Origin of the sequence: Actinacidiphila cocklensis (assembly GCF_907177275.1) — a bacterium.
Taxonomy (GTDB): domain Bacteria; phylum Actinomycetota; class Actinomycetes; order Streptomycetales; family Streptomycetaceae; genus Actinacidiphila; species Actinacidiphila cocklensis.
The window spans coordinates 142,769-159,684 of sequence record NZ_CAJSLV010000043.1; the positions used below are offsets into that span (position 1 = coordinate 142,769).

Consider the following 16,916-nt stretch of genomic DNA (forward strand, 5'->3'; position numbering starts at 1 on the left):
TGAAGCACACCGCGACCGTGTCCCGACAGGACGCGTCCCGCGGGTGGTGGCCGTGTGCCCGGGTACTGCGGGAGTTTCCTTGGTGTCGTTGAGCGGACTCGTGCCGTCGGTGGTCGGCCTGGTGGCCGCGCCAGTGGGAGCGCTGGGCGGGGCGGTGCACGACGCTGCCTCGACGGCCCAGCAGTGCGGGCGCGCTGCGCGGCGGGCGCTGCGCAGCGTTCCGAGTGACCTTGCCGAAGCCGCCACCGTCCTGGCAGATGCGGGAGCGCGGCGCGGACAGCGGCGCCTGTGGAGGGGCAGGGGACGTGCCCACATCGAGGTGCGCGGCCTGACCGGGCGGGGGGAGTGCCACGAACGGCTCAGCCGGGATCTCACCGCTGCCGTTCGCGCGGTGAAGGGAGTGCGCTGGGCGGAGGTCAACGCCGCCCTCGGGCAGGTGGTCGTCGAACTCGGCGATGACCAGACCGGCCTCGAGGAAATCCTCGACGTGGTGGCGGACCTGGAGGAGGCCCACGGCACGGGCGACCAGCCGTTCAGCGGCCTTGGTCCGATGCCCCCGTTCGACACCGCCCCGGCCGCGCTGGCCAAGGCGGCCCTGGTCGCGGACTGTCTGGGGCTGGCGGTGGCCGCGGTCCGGCAGGTCTCGCCGCTGCCTGCGTTCCCCGCGGTGCTGCGGCTCCCGGTGGTGGTGACGGAGTCCCACCCGCGGCTGCGACGCCTGGTGGAGGACCGGCTCGGCAAGCCGCACGCCGCAGTGGTGCTGGCCGTGTCCAGCGCCGCGGTGCACGCCCTGACTGACGGTGTCGCGCCCGTGGCACTGGACACCGTGCAGCGAGTCTGGCAGCTCGCCGAGATCCGCGCCCGCCAAGGGGTGTGGGAGCGGCGGGAGCACGAACTGGTGCGGGCGGGCGCCGGACTCCCGTCGAGGCTCGGCGAACGTCCGGAGCGGCCTGCGCCGCTGCCGGCCGGGGCGGTGGAGCAGTGCGGCGACCGGACCTCGCTGGCCGCCCTGCTGGGGGCGGGCGGGGTGTTCGCCTACACCGGCAGTGTGGAATCGGCCGCCCGGGCGATCCTGGCCACGGTACCCAAGGCGGCGGGCATGGGCCGCGAGGCGTTCAGCGCGCTGCTCGGCCGCGACCTGGCCGGTAGCGGGGCGGTGCCGATGGACGCCGAGGCCCTGCGCCTGCTGGATCGGGTGACGGCCGTCGTCATCGACTCGGCGGTGCTGTGCACCTCCCGTCCCCGGCTGCTGGCGGCATCGTCCACAGGCGGCGGCCTGGACGAGGCGAAGGTGTGGAGCGCGGCGCACAACGTGCTCATGGGGCGGTCGGTGGCGGAGCTGACGCACGAGGGGCCCTGGACGGCCGGTGGTTGGCAGTTGCGGCGCGCGCGGGGCACCCAGGGCCGGCGACCGGAGGATCCGGCGGGGATGCCGCTGGACCTGTACGACGCCGGCGGGCACTGCCACGGCCGGGTCCTGGCCGGCTGCGACCTCGATCCGCTCGCGGACGCCCTCGTCGGCGCCGCCCGCTCCGGTGGCCGCAGCATGCTGCTCACCGAGCACGCCGGCGCCGGCGAGCTGTTGCCCTGGGCCGACCGCGTCTTGCCGGCCGGGGCCTCGGCGGCCGCGGAGGTCCGCCGGTTGCAGCAGGACGGCGACGTGGTCGTGGTGGTCAGTACCGGCGACGACGAGGCCTTGGCGGCGGCGGACGTCGGCGTCGGTGTCCTGCCCGGGCCCGGGGTGCCGAGCCACACGTGCTGGTCCGCCGATCTGATCTGCGGGCCGGGGCTGGAACAGGTCTGGCGTGTCCTGGTCGCGATCGACGAAGCCCGGCAGGTCAGCGGGCGGTCCGCGCACCTGTCCATGGGCGGTTCGACGCTCGGTGCGTTGATCGCCGCTGCGGGACGGCGCCGCAGCATGCTGGGGTTGACGACGTCCCCGGTTTACGGTGCCGCGTTCCTTGCCCAGCTCGGGGCTCTGCGTGCGGCTCGCGGGTTGGCCGGTCGCGCCCTGCCGCCGGGTCGTGTTCGCGGCACTTGGCATGCGCTGGGAGCGCGGGAGACCCTCAGCGTCCTGCACCTGCCGGGTGTCCCCGCGCAAACCGCGGCGGAAGGGCCGGCACCCGCTGGGGGTGCGGCCGCCGCAGCCCGCGGAGCCGTCGTGGCGGCGGTACGGTTCGCGGCCGGGGCCACCGGTTTGCGTTCAGCGGTCCGCGGCGCGGGCCAGTTGGCGACGGCGGTCCGCGAGGAGCTGCGTGACCCGCTGACGCCCGTGCTCGCGCTGGGTGCGGCGGCCTCCGCCGCTGTGGGGTCGACCATCGACTCCGCCCTCGTCGGCGGCGTCATGGCGGGAAACGCCGTGGTCAGCGGGGCGCAGCGGGCCAGGGCTGAACGCGCCTTGCGCGCGCTGCTGTTGACCCAGCAGACGACCGCCCGCCAGGTGGCCTGGGCGCCGCCGGAACACGGATCGGATCTTGACCGGGACGCCTTCTTCGCAGGTCTCGTCGGTGCCCTTGAGGACACGGTCCCGGTCCAGGACCTCCGGGTCGGCGACATCGTCGCGCTGCGCCCGTCCGACGTCGTGCCGGCCGACGCACGGCTGCTGGTCTGCGACCGTCTCGAGCTGGATGAGGCGAGCCTGACCGGTGAGGCCGCGCCGGTCGCCAAGGACCCTACGGCCACACCGGGTGCCGATCTCGCGGAGCGGTCGTGCATGGTCTATCAGGGCTGCACCGTGCTCGCGGGGACGGGCTATGCCGTCGTCGTCGCCACCGGCGAGCAGAGCGAAGCCGGACGCGCCGCCGACATGGCGGGCGCCGCGAGCGTCCCGACGGGCATCGAGGGTCACCTTGCCGAGTTGACCAGGACGGCCTTGCCGGCGGTCGCCGTCGGTGGCGGCGTCGTCACGTTGCTGGGGATGCTGCGTGGTGTGCCGGTGCGCGAGGCGCTCGCGTCGGGAGTGGCCGTCGCGGTCGCCGCCGTACCCGAAGGACTGCCGCTGGTCGCCACCGTCGCCCAGTCCGCCGCGGCCCGGCGCCTGTCCCAAAAGGGCGTGCTGACCCGTGCCCCCCGGGTCCTGGAGGCGCTCGGCCGCGTCGACGTCGTCTGCTTCGACAAGACCGGGACCCTCACGCTCGGCCAGCTCTCCGTCACCCGCCTGGCTGGTCTCGACCTCGACCTCGACCTGGACAGCGGGGCCGGTCGGCGCCTGCTGCGGACCGCCTCCCGGGCCTGCCCGCCCACCACCGGCGACCGCGTCGTAGCCCACGCCACCGACCGGGCCGTCCTCGACGCCACCGCCGCACAGTGTCCGCCCGACGAGAGCTGGGAGCTGTCCGCCGAGCTGCCGTTCGAGGCCAGCCGCGGCTACTCGGCCTCGGCGGGCACCGACGCCGGACGGGTCTGCCTGGCCGTCAAGGGCGCGCCGGAGACGGTGCTGGCACGCTGCACCTCGGCCGCCGTCATCGGCTCCGGCTCGTCGGGGAAGGACGACCGCCAGGCGGGGCGGATGCCGTTCGGACCGGCGCGGCGGCGCACCGCCGAAGCCCTGGTGCGGCGCCTGGCCGACGACGGACTGCGCGTCCTGGCCGTCGCCGAGGCATTCCCCGACCGTCCCCCGGCCCCGGACGACGACCTCTCCGCGCTGGCCCACGACCTCACCCTCGTCGGCTTCCTCGCCATCGCCGACACCCCACGGCCCAGCGCCGCGGAGACCGTCAAACGCCTCGCCGACGCCGGGGTCCGGGTCGCCATGATCACCGGAGACCATCCCGCCACGGCCGCGTCCGTCGCCCGCGATCTGGGCATCCCGCAGGCCGACACCGTGCTGACCGGCCCCGAACTCGACGCCCTCTCCGACCGCGACCGCATCGCGAGGGTCTCCCGGACCAGCGTCTTCGCCAGGGTCTCCCCGGAGCACAAGGTCCGCATCGTCCAGGACCTCCAGCGTGCCGGGCACGTCGTGGCGATGACCGGTGACGGCGTCAACGACGCAGCCGCGATCCGGCTGGCCGACGTCGGCATCGGCCTGGCCGCCCACGGCTCCACCTCCGCCCGCGCCGCCGCCGACCTCGTCCTGACCGATCCCGACCCGGCCCGCCTCCTGGACGCACTCCTCGAAGGACGCACTTTGTGGCACAGCGTCCGCGACGCGGTCGGCATCCTCGTCGGAGGCAACGCGGGCGAGGTGGCCTTCACCGTGCTGGGCACCGCCCTGTCCGGGCGCGCGCCCCTGGGCACCCGCCAACTGCTCCTGGTCAACATGTTCACCGACATGCTGCCCGCGCTGGCCGTCGCCCTCGCCCCCGCCCGCACGCCCGACACCGGCGAGGACCCGCTCGCCACAGGCCCCGTCCCCGCCCTGCTCGGGCCCGACCTCGCCCGGGTCCTGGCGGTGCGCGGCGCCGCCACCACGCTCGGCGCCGCCGGCGCCTGGCAGACGGGACGCATGACCGGCCGCGCGAAGCGGGCGAGCACCATGGGCCTGGCGGCCCTGGTCGGCACCCAGCTGGGCCAGACCCTCATCACCGACTGGCACAGCCCCCTGGTCGTGACCACCGCCGCGATCTCGACGGCCGCGCTGGTTACCGTCATCCAGACCCCCGGCGTCAGCCACTTCTTCGGCTGCACGCCGCTCGGCCCCGTGGCCTGGACGACCGTCGCGACCTGCTCCACCGCAGCCACCCTCGCCGCCGCCCTCGCCCCTCGCCTCCTCGCCCGCGGCACGCCTCCAGCGGAGGGCTGAACCACCACCCCTGCCGACGGCCGCACCCGGCCGTGCACGCGCAGTCCACTCTCACACCCCGCCCTTGCCCTGCAGACCATGGCGGACGCGACCACGATGGAGGATCCGGCCCTGCGGGTGCCGATAAATCATCCGTCCAGGTCACGGCCTTGATCACTGGCCTCCGAGCGTCCTGCCCCTCATCCCGAGGTCCTCATCCGCTCAGGGCGCAGGGGGCAGAGGGCAGAGGGCAGCATCATCTGTCGCGCTACTGCGCCTGGCGTACCTCGCCCCGGCGAACGCGTTCGCCGTCCTTCGCCTGCGCCGATGAGCGACCGCGACAAGAACATCGAGAATCTTGCTCTGCGGCACCAACTGCTGCTCAGCAACGCCAGGTGGTCGGCAAGCCCGCCATAACCGACACCGACCGCGCCATCCTCGCCAGTGCTCCACCACCTCCCGGTGGACAAGCTGCGCCAGATCCCACCCCACTGCTGCGCTGTTTGTCCATCCTTGGCGAAACAGGTCGCGATAGGCCTGTTATTAAACGTTGAACCAACGGGGTTCGCGGTGCGAATGCCGGAAGACCATCCGCCGGTCCCGGCTTACGTCTTGCACCCTCGATCGCTGAGGAGTGCCCTCATGGGACAGCGCAGCAGGGCGCCCGATCGCAAAAAGCAGTCACGTCAGGGCATAAGACTCGGACCGAGGTGACGAGAGGTGAGGCCGCATCCACGCTCGCCCGAGCCACACCGAGGAGCGACGATGTACGACGCCTCGGCCCGGAGTCGAGGCTGCACTCGTCGCCTTGCGACGACTTTTCGAGCCCACAGGCCCGCCCGCTGCCGGGGGACGACGGACCGGGTCGAAGACGAGCCACAGCGGGTGGCCGTCGAGACTTCTCGGTGCGACGGCCCGCACGACGTCGATGAGGCCTGCGTCGTCGACCGGGTAGGGCCTCGTGGCTGCGGCCCCGGACACGGGCTCTCGACCGGATCAGGAACCTGCGGCGCCCTGGGCCTGGCCCTGGCCGAGCATGTCCAGCACCAGGTTCACGACGTCGTTCGTGTCGGCCTCGGCCAGCGCCCTGAACGCGCCGCCGTGGCGTGACAGGACGATGCCGACGAAGGCGGCCACCGTGAGTTCCGCGCGCAGTTGCGGCCGGTCCAGACCCTCGCGGGTGAACCGCTCGCGCAACGGGTCCACCAGTCGCCAGTGCAGCTGGTCCACGGCGGTCGCCTGGACTTCGGAGTCCTCCAGCGGGGTGACCGCGGCCCGGAAGACCGGGCCGGGGCCGTGCTGGTCGACGCGGTTGACCAGCATCAGGTTGCGTTCGGGTTCCAGCAGGTCGGCCGGCCGGGCGCTGGCCCGGTCCAGGTCGAGCACGGCGATGTACAGCTGTGCCTTGCCGCCGAAATAGCGGGCGATCAGGGCCGGGTCGACGCCGGCCCGTTCGCCGATCTCCCTGGTCGTGCTGCGATCGAACCCGCGTTCGGCGAAAAGGCCGGCCGCCGCCTCAAGCAGCAGCTGCCGGCTGCGGGTGGAGTCCCGCCGTTTGGCGGGACTCACCGGCCGAACCGGCCCGGTGACGCGGTGACACTGTCTTCGGCGCTCTCGGCGTCGGCGATGCTCTCGTCCATCAGTTCCTCGTCCACGGTCACGGGGGTCACGGGGCGCTTCGCCTCGGCGGACCGCCTGGGCAGGACGATCGCGACGATACCGGTGACCACCCAGATCGCACAGCCGAGCCAGGCGGCGGCCTGGTAGCCGCTGTTGGCCGGCAGTAGCCGGCCCGAGCCGGTGTGCGCCTCCAGGACGACGGCGCTCAGCACGCTGCCGGTGGTGTAGCCGATCGTGCGCAGCACCTGGTTGAAGCTGATGGCACTGCCGGTCTCGTGCGCGGGCACGGCGTTGACGATCAGTCCCGGCATCACCGCGAAGGTGCAGCCGACGCCCAGTCCGGCGATGCCCATGATCACGAACAGCTCCCACAGGCTGCCCCGGGCGAACAGGAACATCACCATCGACAGCAGCGAGATCGCGCAGCCGATCGGCAGCACCATCGCCGTGGAGGTTCGCCGGGTCAGCAGCGGCACCAACTTGCTGGAGGCGACACTGGCGGCGGAGAACGGCAGCAGCACCAGCCCGGTCACCAGTACCGACGTGCCGAAGCCGTAGCCGGTGGCGCTCGGGGTCTGCACGAAGCGGGTGACCATCGACATCAGCATGTACATCGCCACGCCGGCTATCAGCCCGGCGACGTTGGCGGTCAGTACCGATCGGTTACGCAGCGTCCGCAGGTCCACCAGCGGGTGGGCGGTACGCAGTTCGTGGAAGCTCCAGCCGACCAGCAGCGCCAGTGCGAACAGGACCAGACCCAGCACCCTGGCCGAGGTCCACCCCCAGACCTCGCCCTCACTCAGCGCGAGGAGCAGCGACGCCAGTCCGACAGCCAGCAGCGCCGCCCCCGGGGCGTCCAGCGGCCGCTTCTCCCGGATACCGACATCGGGTACGACCAGCGCCGCGGCCAGCAGGGCAAGACCGCTGATGATCGCGCCGAACCAGAAGCCTGCGTGGATGCCCATCGACTCGGTGATCAGCCCGGTGAGCGGGTAGCCGAGGCCGACACCGGCCACGGTGGTGATGGAGAGCAGTGCCACCGCCGGGCGCGACCGCTCGGACGACAGCACGTCGCGTGCGGTGGCGATGGCCAGGGGGATGAGCCCGAGACCCACTCCCTGCAGTCCTCGCCCGGCGACGAGGAAGCCGAAGCCCAGCGGCAGCGCCGCCAGCACGCTGCCGGCCAGCACCATGGTGAGCGCCCCCAGCACGACCCGGCGCCGGTGCGGCCCGTCTCCCAGGCGGCCCATCACGGGGGTGGCGACCGATCCGACCAGCAGCGTGATCGTGAGCGACCACTGCGCGTCGGTCAGCGACACGTGGTCCACATCGGCGATGGTCGGCACCAGCGGAGCCCCCAGGCTGCTGATCACCGCAACCACCGTGCCGAGGAACACCAGCACCGGAACCAGCGCACGCTGCCGCAGGTCGGACCCCGTATGTCGGGCAGTCATCGACGTTCTCCCCAAGTTTGTCATCACGCGATGTCTTCATACGATGACATACTTGCGGCCTGAGCCCCAAACGGTTGTCCCCCTGAAGCCCGGCCGGGGGAACGGCGGGCTGTGACGCCGACGTGCTGGGATCCCGGATGCGGGTCACGTCCGATGGGGTGGTGTATCGACGACCACTCGAGCGGACATGACCCACGCCTCCTCCCCGCGCGAGCTCACTGCCATGATCAGTAGCCGGTTGTCGACGATGAGCGGGAGCGACGAGCCGGAGGCCATCGTCGTGGTGCACTCGTCCGCCCTGCTCGACGCGCTCGCCCTGCTCTTCGCGAACCTGTGGGACCGAGCCGTCCCGCTTCCAGGCCGGCGTCCAGGCCGCCTTCCGCGACACCGCCCCGCCGCCCCTGACGTCACGCGCAGGCCCAGTGCGCCCGCCCGGGCGGTGGCGGCGGCTCGCGGTGCGCGATCACGGTGGCGAGGTCCGGGTCGTCGGCCACGTACGCCTGATAGTCGGCGTTCTGGCTTGCCGAGTCGCCCAGTCCTGCTTCGGGTGGGCGTTCACACCGAGAATGTGCACCCGGCGTGACTCCACCTCAATGACGAACAGCGCATGGAGACGTCGACCGAACGCGGTGTCCACGGGAAGAAGTCGCAGGCCAGAAGACCCGAGGCTTGGGCTCGCAGGAAGGAGGACCAGGTGTCGCGCGCCCGCTGGGGCGCGGGCGGAATATCGCCCTGGCGCAGGACGGCCCGCACAGTGGCTGCCGACACGGTGATGCCCGACCGGGACAGCTCGCCCTGTATCCGCCGATGGCCCCACAGCGGGTTGTCGCGGGCCGGGCGCAGGATCAACTCCCGTGTCGTGTCAGGTATCGGTGGTCGGCCCAGACGCTTGGGAGGGTAGGTCCACCTGTCCGCGATCAGCTCGCGTTGCCACCGCAGGAGCGTCGTCGGTGTCACGAAGAAGCTGCTCCAGCGCTCCCTGGGCAGTAACCGCGACAAGGCCGCCAGCAGTACCCGGTCGGCCGGCTCCAGCTTCGGCCGGCCGGCATGGCGTGGCAGCACCGCAAGTTGGTGGCGCAGCACCAGAAGCTCGACGTCCTTCGCCCCGCTGCCCAGCAGCCTCAAGCCCGCCGACTCCAGGGATCGGCGTGCCAGCAGATAGGTCCACGACCAACGCATGACCATCGATCACGTCCGAAACGCCAGTCACCCCGCAGGAAAGCACAGCAGCTCAACGTCCCTAACCCGCATTCTCACGCGGGACAGGTTCAGTTCTTGATGCCGACACCGCCGTAGATGCCCACGCGGGCCAGCTCCTGCTCGGCGGGCGCGGGGCCGTCCGGGCGCCACAGCGGCAGCTGTACCAGTCCGGGGTCCACCAGTTCGAAGCCGTCGAACAGGCCCAACACCTCCGCGCGCGCCCTGAGGTTGAAGGTGGCGGTGGCCTTGCTCTGCCGGTACACGTCGATGGCGTCCCCCGAACCCGTCTCCGGCGGGTGGAAGTCGGCAGTTGCATGGCTGAGGACCATTCGACTGCCGGCGGGCAGCGCGTCCCGATAGGCCGCGACCAGACCGGCCGGGTCCTCGTCGTCGCGGATGAAGTGCAGGATCGCCACCAGCATCAGACCCACCGGCTGGTCGAAGTCGATCAGCCTGCCGATGGTCGGATGGCTCAAGATGCTCTCCGGGTCACGCAGGTCGGCCAGGAAGAACCCGGTGTTGCCCGCACCCAGCAGATGCGCCCCGGCGTGCGTGGCCACGATCGGATCGTTGTCGACGTACGCCACCTTGATATCCGGGGACACCTCGTGCGCCACCTGGTGGGTGTTCGGCGCGGTGGGAATACCCGTGCCGATGTCGATGATCTGCCGGACGCCGCTCTCCGCCAGGAACCGCACGGCCCGATGCATGAACGCCCGGTTGCCCAGCGCCGACGGCACCGCGTCGGGGAACAGGTCGATGACCTGCTGGGCGGCCACGCGGTCCACCTCGTAGTTGTCCTTGCCGCCGAGGTAGTAGTCGTACATGCGGGCAGGGTGCGGCCTGCTCGTGTCGATCTCCGCTGTGGGAAAGCCCTGGTCTGTCAACGCCGTTCTCCGGTCCGTCGTGGCCTCGCTGCTGCGCGAAGTCCCCAGTCTGGTGCTACGTGGTGCGTGTGCCGTGCAAGTGCTCAGCCGAGGGGGCCTGCCCAGCACCATGCGCAGGACGGTCGGGGCTCCGCCCGGCCGGGGGTCCATCACCGCAGCGCCTCCTCAACTCCCCTGACTGACAAGCAGTTTGTCATGGGGTCAGTGCGGGCGGCAGCATGTAGGAACGATTCTGGAAATTACAGATCAGACTTTGCACCGTTCGTGGGTGACCCAAGCCCCGAAGAACCTCGTCACGGACCTCTAGGACGCCGGCTGCCGGGCACGGTTCCTGATCCGTGACCGCGACGCGAAGTTCCCCGCCCTGTTCGACGCCACCCCTCAACGACACGGGGATCCAGGTCGTACTCAGCGGGGTCCGGATGCCGCGCATGAACGCGATCATGGAACGGTGGGTGCAGACCTGCCGACGCGAACTCCTCGACCGCACCCTCATCTGAAACCACCGGCACCTTCTCCACGCCCTACGGGAGTTCGAAGAACACCACAACGCCCACCGCCCCACCAACGCATCGCCAACACCCGCCCTGCGCGGATGACCTTCTCGGCAGGCGCAGGCTCACCTGCACGATCATCACTCCCGAGGCCACCGACGCGGCAGGCGGCGTCCATCCGCGGACGCCGCTCACGGTCGCACCGGACAACATCGCCCACCGGCTCGACCCGTCCCTTCAGGATCCTGAGGAGATCACGGGCCTCCTCGCCGACCCCGCGGCGCGGCCCCTCGACGTACGGCCGGTGTCCACCCATGTCAACAAACCTGGCGTGAACAACCCGGACCTGCTTGAGGAGGTCGACGCTGCCACGCAAGGCGATGACTGACCTGGCCGCCTCCAGAAGTAGGCCGTGTGTCCGCAAAGTGGGTGCGGGCGCCGTGGCCTGCGCGCGGCCTGCGCCCGCGCCGCGCTCGGACGGTCATTCCCCACCCGCCGCCCGCCGTGTCACTACCTGATCTGCATGTCCGAACACGCTGTATGGTTATCGCGGGGCGACGGTGCCGCCAAAGCGCTGCTCAGACGTCGTCCGGCGCTGTAAACCACGTTTTCTCACGACAGGGCACAGGTATGACGCTGACAACCACGCCGTTCGGGATACGGGCCACCGCCGCGGAGGTGCTCGACGGGGTCGACCTGAGCGGCCGCCGGATGATCGTCACCGGAGGGTCCTCCGGCCTCGGTGCCGAGACGGTGCGCGCGCTCGCCGGCGCCGGAGCACAGGTGACCGTGGCCACGCGCGACCCCGCCGCGGCCCAGCCCCTGGTGGCGGAGTTCCCGGGTGTCCGCGCCGTCGCGCTCGACCTCGCCGACCTCGCCTGCGTCCGCGCCTTCTGCGACGCGTGGAGCGGACCGCTCGACGGCCTCGTCGCCAACGCGGGCGTGATGATGCTCCCGACCCGCCAGGTCACCGTGCAGGGCTGGGAGATGCAGCTGGCCACCAACTACCTCGGCCACTTCGCCCTGGCTGTCGGCCTGCGTGCCGCCCTCCAGGAGGTCGACGACCCGCGGGTGGCCGTCGTCAGCTCCGGTGCCCAACTGCGCGCCGGGTTCGACTTCGAGGACCCGCAGTTCGAGCACCGCCCCTACGACCCGTTCGTCGCCTATGCGCAGTCGAAGACCGCCGACGTGCTGCTCGCCGTCGGAATCAGCCGGCGCTGGGCGGAGTACGGGATCACGGCCAACGCGTGCGCGCCCGGGTGGATCCACACCAACCTGACACGCCACCTCGACAAGGCGACGATGCAGGCGCTGGGCGCGATGGACGCGGAGGGCAACCTCGTGACCCCCGACTTCTTCAAGACGCCGGCCCAGGGAGCGGCCACCACCGTGCTGCTGGCGGCGTCACCGCTCCTCAAGGGGGTGACCGGACGGTACTTCGAGGACAACCAGGAGTCGGAGGTGGTCGACGGAGGCCCCGACGTGATGGCGGGAGTCGCGAAGTGGTCGGTCGACCCCGACGCCGCGGACCGGCTGTGGGACCACGCCCTCCCGGTGGTGCGCTGACGCGGCGCCGCCGTGCGCGCGGTCCCGTTCTGGCCTCAGGGCGGGGCGGGCAAGAACGGCCCTGCGCGGGGGGGCGCGCCCGGAACGGGGGCGGGCGGAGACAGCGGGACCCGGTTCTGATGGACTGACCCGAGGACCGCGGCTCCGCCCGCCGCCCCCGCGCGAAGCCGGGACCGGTCCGCGTGCGACGACAGACTGGAAGGTGCCGATGAGACCCGTGACCCGACGCCAGGCCGACCACCACGCCGCGCGTTCGGCCGCCACCAGGGCCCAGGTGATCTCCACCCTGGAGCGGCTGCTCGACTCCGGCGAGGCCTACTCCGAGATCAGTGTCCAGCGGATCCTGGAGGAGGCCGGCGTGTCCCGGGCGACCTTCTACGCACACTTCCCGAGCAAGGCGGACGTCCTTGCACGCCTCACCGACGACCTGAGGGAATCGGTGCTGGCACTTGCGCGGCAGTGGGACCCGGCGGGCCCGGGGGACGGGGCGGACCGCTTCGCCGCGTACTTCGAAGAAGTGATCAGGATCCACCGCGCCCACCAAGGCGTGCTCACCGCGGTCCGGGAGGCGGCGGCCTACGAATCCGCGGTGAGCGACTTCTACAGCGCCGACCTCGAAGGATTCGACGAGACGGTGCTGCGCACCCTCCGCTCGGAGCAGGCCGCGGGTTCGACCACCGCCGACCTCGAAGCCGTCGCCGCGAGCAGGATCATCGTCTGGGGCGGCGCCCAGGCGATCGCCCACCACATCCGGGTCGACGACGGCAGCGGCGACGCCGCGTTCGCCCGTGAACTCGCCCGGATCTGGTGGTACGGCGCCTACCGGCGTCCCGCCGGGGAGTAGCACGCCGGCCGCCCTGTCCGACCCGCGGCGTGAGCTCCGCGCTGGCGCCCGTGCACGGCGGAGATCAGGTGGGCGGCCGGGGAGGTGCCGATGCGCGAGCCCTTGGCGGTCTTGCCGTCCACGGCCAGGTGGTCGACCCCTGCGGGATCGCATCCGAGCAGGTCGGCCAGGCCGGGCCGCTCCGGGCGGTCTGGTGGACCAGCAGGCTGGCGTGCGAGATGCTGTCGGCCCCCGCGGCAACCACCTCCCCGGGCCTGGCGGGAAAGACGGCGGCATGGGCCCGGACCGGCATTTCCTGCCGGTGCGCCTCGGCGGGGATGTCGGCGATCACTTCGCTTGGGCGAGCCAGACCGCGTCGGGACCGGCCGGGAATCGCAGCTGGCCGGTCGTGTCGTGCGCGGCGCGCCACACCGTTTCGGCGACGTCGCTCTCCTTGGTGAACACGTCCTGGCCCGTGAAGTCGTCCATGGTCTTCTGTACGAACGCTGCGTAGGGCGCGGGGACGAGCGCGTCCAGGGTGCCGCCGTTCGTTGCCCTGGCTGCGAAGTTCGTGGTCAGGCAGGCGCCCGGCTCGACCGTCTTTGCCTGCACGCCGAACGGCGCGAGTTCGAGGGCGAGGGATGAGGTGAACCCCTCGATGGCGATCTTGCTCGCCTTGTAAACGGCCGAGAGCGGCATGTGCCCGAGGACCACGCTGGAGGTCACGTTGATCACCACGCCGGACCCGCGCTCGCGGAACTGGGGCAGCACCGCCTGCGTCGTCGCCATCACGCCGAACGTGTTGGTCTCGAAGACCTCCCGCACTCGGGCCATGGGGGTGCCCTCGAACACGCTGATCGAGGGCACGCCGGCGTTGTTGACCAGGACGTCAATGGGGCCCGCGGCCTCGAAGGCGGCGGTGATGCTCTCGGGCTTGGTCACGTCGAGCTCGACGACGCGGATCCGGTCCGAATCGGGGAGGAGGTCCGGGCGCGGAGTGCGCATCGTGGCGATGACGTTCCAGCCCTGCGAGTGGAAGTAGAGGGCGGTCTCGCGCCCGTAGCCGGACGAGGTGCCGGTGATCAGAACGGTCTTCATGGTGTGACCCTTTGCGATGTGGTGGGATCCACCCGGGAGGACAGGCATTTTCCTGCTCCGCGGGAGAACCAGTAATCCCATTGAACCGCTGTGACCTGCGGAGATAGTAGAACTATCCTCGCTACTCCTTGCACGATCCTCCGGCGCTGCCCGCCCAGCTCAAGGCATGACACCTGCCGGTGCCCGTACGGCCTGGCGCAGGCGGGCGGCGTCCTGGCTGGGGGGTGCGCCGAACTGGCGGCGGTACTCCCGGCTGAACTGCGACGGGTTGTCGTAGCCGACGCGTTGGCCGACTCCGGTGACGTCTCCGGGGTGGGTGGCGAGCAGCAGCCGGGCCTCTTGGAGCCGGATCTGCTTCTGGAACTGGATGGGGCTCATCGCGGTCACCGCTTGGAAGTTGCGGTAGAAAGCGGAGACGCCCATGCCGGATTGCCGCGCCACGTCCTCGACCCGGAAGGGCTGCGCGTAGTGCTCGCGGATCCAGCGCACGGCCCGCGAGACGTGGCTGAGGCTGCTGTCGGCCAGGCCGAGCTGACGAACCGTCGCACCCTGCTCGCCGGTGATCAGACGCCAAAGGATCTCGCGCTTGACCAGCGGCGCCAGTACGGCCCGGTCGCGGGGCTCGTCGAGTAGGCGCAGCAGCCGGACCACCGCGTCCAGCAGCGCGGCCGGAGCGTCACTGACGGCGATCCCCGACGGCGCGCCCCCGCTGCTGCGGGGGGTGTCTCCGTGCCCGGCCTCAAGCAGCAGCTCGGCAACGGCGGACGGTTCCAGGACAAGACCGAACCCCAGCGCCGGCTGCTTGGGGTCGGCCTGGGTGAACTGCCCTGTGACAGGCAGATCGACGGATGCGACCAGGTACTGCCCAGGCCCGTACTCGAACACCCTCTCGCCCAAGGCGAGGCGTTTGGCGCCCTGCGCGATGACGGCCAGGAGCGTGCCGGACATCGCGGGTGCTGGCGGATCAGGACGGTCGACCCTCGAGATGAGGACGCCGTCGACGGCGGTGGTCCAGTCGGGCCGCGCATGGCGGGTCAGCAGGGTGCGGAGTTCTTCGAGGTACATGCGTCCATTGCAGCACCGTTCCTGGCCATGGCTCCCATAATCGCGAGGATCGTGCAAGTACGAACGAGTATCGGTCTAACGTTTCCGCAGGTCAACCCGGTTGAATTGAATTACCGCGCTCCATCACAGAAGAGAAGGAATCCATGATCGCCAACTACGGCTTCAACGCCACCCTGACCGCCAGGCCCGGAATGGGCGACCAGCTCATCGACCTGCTGCTGACCGGACTGAACGAAGGCAGCCCCGGCGCGAGCGAACACTGCCTCGTCTACCTCGTCTCCCGCTCCGCGTCCGACCCCGACGTCGTCCACGTCACCGAAGGCTGGACCAGCGAGGAGGACCACCACCGCATCTTCGCCGGCGAGACCGCCCAGGCCATCGTGGCGCAGATCGACCCGCTGCTCGCCAAGGACTCCGAGTACACCGACTACGTCCCCGTCCACGGCAAAGCCGCCTTCTGACCGCTGCCTACCTCGCGCACCCCAGCCCCGGCCGCCTCGGTGCCCGCCGAGGCGGCCCCTGGCCCGACCGTCCCGCCACCACCCGCGAAAGGCAACGACCATGACCACAGCACGCCCCGCCCTCGACCCCGAACTGCATGGACTCCTGGCCGACATGCCGCTGATGTCCCAGCTCAGCCTGGAAGTGCTGGCGCAGGTACGCCCCTTCTCCTCGATACCCGTCGAACCCCTCCTCGAAGGTCGCGCGATCGACCGGTACGAGGTCACCGCTTCGAGTCCGGACGGCACCCCGATCCCCTTGTCCGTCTTCAGCCCCGCGAACACCGATCGCACCGCCGCCGCACCCTGCGTCTACTGGATGCACGGCGGCGGGATGGTCATGGGCGACCGCTTCTCACAGATCGACATCCCGCTGGAGTGGCTCGACGAGTTCGGCGCCATCGTGGTCTCCGTCGACTACCGGCTCGCTCCTGAGGCCACCGGCACCATCCCGGTCAACGACTGCTACCAGGGACTGCTCTGGATCGCCGACCACGCCGCCGAACTGGGCATCGACCCCGCCCGGATCATCGTCGCAGGCGCCAGCGCGGGCGGCGGCCTCGCCGCCGGCGTCACCCTGCTGGCCCGCGACCTCGGCACCCCGACGATCGCCGCCCAAGTCCTGATCGGCCCCATGCTCGACCACCGCAACACCACCACCTCCAGCTGCCAGTACTCCGGGGTGTCCGGGGTCTGGACCCGCGAGATGAACGGATTCGGATGGCGCTGCCTCCTCGGCGACCTCACCGACGACGAGGTACCCGCATACGTCTCACCCGCCTTGGCCGACGACCTCGCGGGCCTGCCGACCACCTACATCGACACCGGCTCCGCCGAAGTCTTCCGCGACGAGGACACCGACTACGCCACCCGCATCTGGGCGGCCGGCGGCCAGGCCGAACTCCACGTCTGGGCAGGCGGCTTCCACGGATTCGACGCCCTCTACCCGCAGGCACACATCTCGGCCACGGCCCGCCGAACCCGCACCGACTGGCTCGCCCGAGTCCTGCCCACGAACCCCGCCGTATAACGCCGCCGAAAACCTGATGATGCAGTGTGCATGAGCTTGGCGCTTAAGATGCCGGCGCGGGTGTCCCACTCGCGCGGGCGGTAGCCGTTGCGGTGGTTGACGCGTTCGTCGCTGACCTGCCCGTACTCCGCGTCGCCGAGGCCAAGTTCTCCTCGGTCAGGGCGTGCAGGGGCACACTGTCGGGTGAGGTCATCGTGCTGATCTCCTTCGAGGCTAGACACTTCGACGATCAGCCGGTGGCCGTCTCTCTATGCGGGCACCAACCCGGACGCCGGAGCAAACCCCCGGATCAGGTCCAACCCGCTACACCACTTCCACGGACGCAACCGAACCGGGCAGTGACCACCAGGATCGACAAACTCGCGGTCCGCTTCGAGGCAAGCGTCCTCATCGCTGCGATCAACGAATGGTTGTGCCCTGCCGGGAGTGTCGGTCCCGCATGTCATTCTGGCGGCG

At 71.0% G+C, this 16,916-nt stretch carries 11 protein-coding genes and 3 pseudogenes; 7 read left to right on the forward strand and 7 right to left on the reverse strand.

The window, feature by feature from the left end; translation table 11 throughout:
- Positions 1–82: 82 nt before the first annotated feature.
- The gene (locus tag NFU81_RS07410; protein ID WP_422665159.1) at positions 83–4,744 is read left to right on the forward strand and encodes an HAD-IC family P-type ATPase; all 4,662 of its coding nucleotides are present in this window, start codon (positions 83–85) and stop codon (positions 4,742–4,744) included.
- 975 nt (positions 4,745–5,719) lie between these two features.
- On the opposite strand, the gene NFU81_RS07415 is transcribed toward NFU81_RS07410, so the two are convergent.
- From NFU81_RS07415 to NFU81_RS07430, 4 genes are all read right to left on the reverse strand, one after another.
- The gene (locus tag NFU81_RS07415; RefSeq protein ID WP_251486280.1) at positions 5,720–6,292 is read right to left on the reverse strand and encodes a TetR/AcrR family transcriptional regulator; all 573 of its coding nucleotides are present in this window, start codon (positions 6,290–6,292) and stop codon (positions 5,720–5,722) included.
- On the reverse strand, positions 6,289–7,797 hold the full coding sequence (locus tag NFU81_RS07420; RefSeq protein ID WP_251486283.1) for an MFS transporter: 1,509 nt from the start codon (positions 7,795–7,797) through the stop codon (positions 6,289–6,291). Before NFU81_RS07420 ends, NFU81_RS07415 begins: the two co-directional genes overlap by 4 nt.
- Before the next feature lie 555 nt (positions 7,798–8,352).
- Complete coding sequence (locus NFU81_RS07425) at positions 8,353–8,922, reverse strand: hypothetical protein (protein WP_251486286.1); 570 nt, start codon at positions 8,920–8,922, stop codon at positions 8,353–8,355.
- A gap of 143 nt (positions 8,923–9,065) precedes the next feature.
- Positions 9,066–9,884, reverse strand: coding sequence for an SAM-dependent methyltransferase (locus NFU81_RS07430; RefSeq protein ID WP_274038120.1), 819 nt, complete (start codon positions 9,882–9,884; stop codon positions 9,066–9,068).
- 621 nt (positions 9,885–10,505) lie between these two features.
- On the opposite strand from NFU81_RS07430, the pseudogene NFU81_RS07440 reads away from it, so the two are divergent.
- The 3 genes and pseudogenes from NFU81_RS07440 to NFU81_RS07450 form a co-directional block, all read left to right on the forward strand.
- Positions 10,506–10,766, forward strand: a pseudogene (locus tag NFU81_RS07440) (SOS response-associated peptidase family protein); the annotation flags it as partial.
- A 242-nt stretch (positions 10,767–11,008) separates the two neighbouring features.
- On the forward strand, positions 11,009–11,944 hold the full coding sequence (locus NFU81_RS07445) for an SDR family NAD(P)-dependent oxidoreductase (protein WP_251486290.1): 936 nt from the start codon (positions 11,009–11,011) through the stop codon (positions 11,942–11,944).
- Positions 11,945–12,152: 208 nt separating this feature from the next.
- A complete protein-coding gene (locus tag NFU81_RS07450; protein WP_251486293.1) occupies positions 12,153–12,788 on the forward strand; it encodes a TetR/AcrR family transcriptional regulator in 636 nt (211 codons plus the stop codon).
- Positions 12,789–13,115: 327 nt separating this feature from the next.
- On the opposite strand, the gene NFU81_RS07455 is transcribed toward NFU81_RS07450, so the two are convergent.
- On the reverse strand, positions 13,116–13,865 hold the full coding sequence (locus NFU81_RS07455) for an SDR family oxidoreductase (protein WP_251486296.1): 750 nt from the start codon (positions 13,863–13,865) through the stop codon (positions 13,116–13,118).
- A gap of 159 nt (positions 13,866–14,024) precedes the next feature.
- Positions 14,025–14,930: an AraC family transcriptional regulator gene (locus NFU81_RS07460; RefSeq protein WP_251486300.1), complete on the reverse strand. Its 906-nt coding sequence runs from the start codon at positions 14,928–14,930 to the stop codon at positions 14,025–14,027.
- A 143-nt stretch (positions 14,931–15,073) separates the two neighbouring features.
- On the opposite strand from NFU81_RS07460, the gene NFU81_RS07465 reads away from it, so the two are divergent.
- A complete protein-coding gene (locus NFU81_RS07465) occupies positions 15,074–15,391 on the forward strand; it encodes a putative quinol monooxygenase (protein WP_251486304.1) in 318 nt (105 codons plus the stop codon).
- A gap of 100 nt (positions 15,392–15,491) precedes the next feature.
- Positions 15,492–16,460, forward strand: coding sequence for an alpha/beta hydrolase (locus tag NFU81_RS07470; RefSeq protein ID WP_251486307.1), 969 nt, complete (start codon positions 15,492–15,494; stop codon positions 16,458–16,460).
- A 50-nt stretch (positions 16,461–16,510) separates the two neighbouring features.
- On the opposite strand, the pseudogene NFU81_RS41220 reads toward NFU81_RS07470, so the two are convergent.
- Positions 16,511–16,653, reverse strand: a pseudogene (locus NFU81_RS41220) (IS256 family transposase); the annotation flags it as partial.
- 124 nt (positions 16,654–16,777) lie between these two features.
- Here NFU81_RS41220 and NFU81_RS41225 point away from each other — a divergent pair.
- Positions 16,778–16,873: pseudogene (locus NFU81_RS41225) on the forward strand (IS5 family transposase); the annotation flags it as partial.
- Positions 16,874–16,916 lie beyond the last annotated feature (43 nt).

Coding starts and splice junctions, on each gene's coding strand:
- NFU81_RS07455 (WP_251486296.1), bottom strand. CDS start 13,865: ATGAAGACCGTTCTGATCACCGGCACCTCGTCCGGCTACGGGCGCGAG.
- NFU81_RS07450 (WP_251486293.1), top strand. CDS start 12,153: ATGAGACCCGTGACCCGACGCCAGGCCGACCACCACGCCGCGCGTTCG.
- NFU81_RS07465 (WP_251486304.1), top strand. CDS start 15,074: ATGATCGCCAACTACGGCTTCAACGCCACCCTGACCGCCAGGCCCGGA.
- NFU81_RS07460 (WP_251486300.1), bottom strand. CDS start 14,930: ATGTACCTCGAAGAACTCCGCACCCTGCTGACCCGCCATGCGCGGCCC.
- NFU81_RS07420 (WP_251486283.1), bottom strand. CDS start 7,797: ATGACTGCCCGACATACGGGGTCCGACCTGCGGCAGCGTGCGCTGGTT.
- NFU81_RS07445 (WP_251486290.1), top strand. CDS start 11,009: ATGACGCTGACAACCACGCCGTTCGGGATACGGGCCACCGCCGCGGAG.
- NFU81_RS07470 (WP_251486307.1), top strand. CDS start 15,492: ATGACCACAGCACGCCCCGCCCTCGACCCCGAACTGCATGGACTCCTG.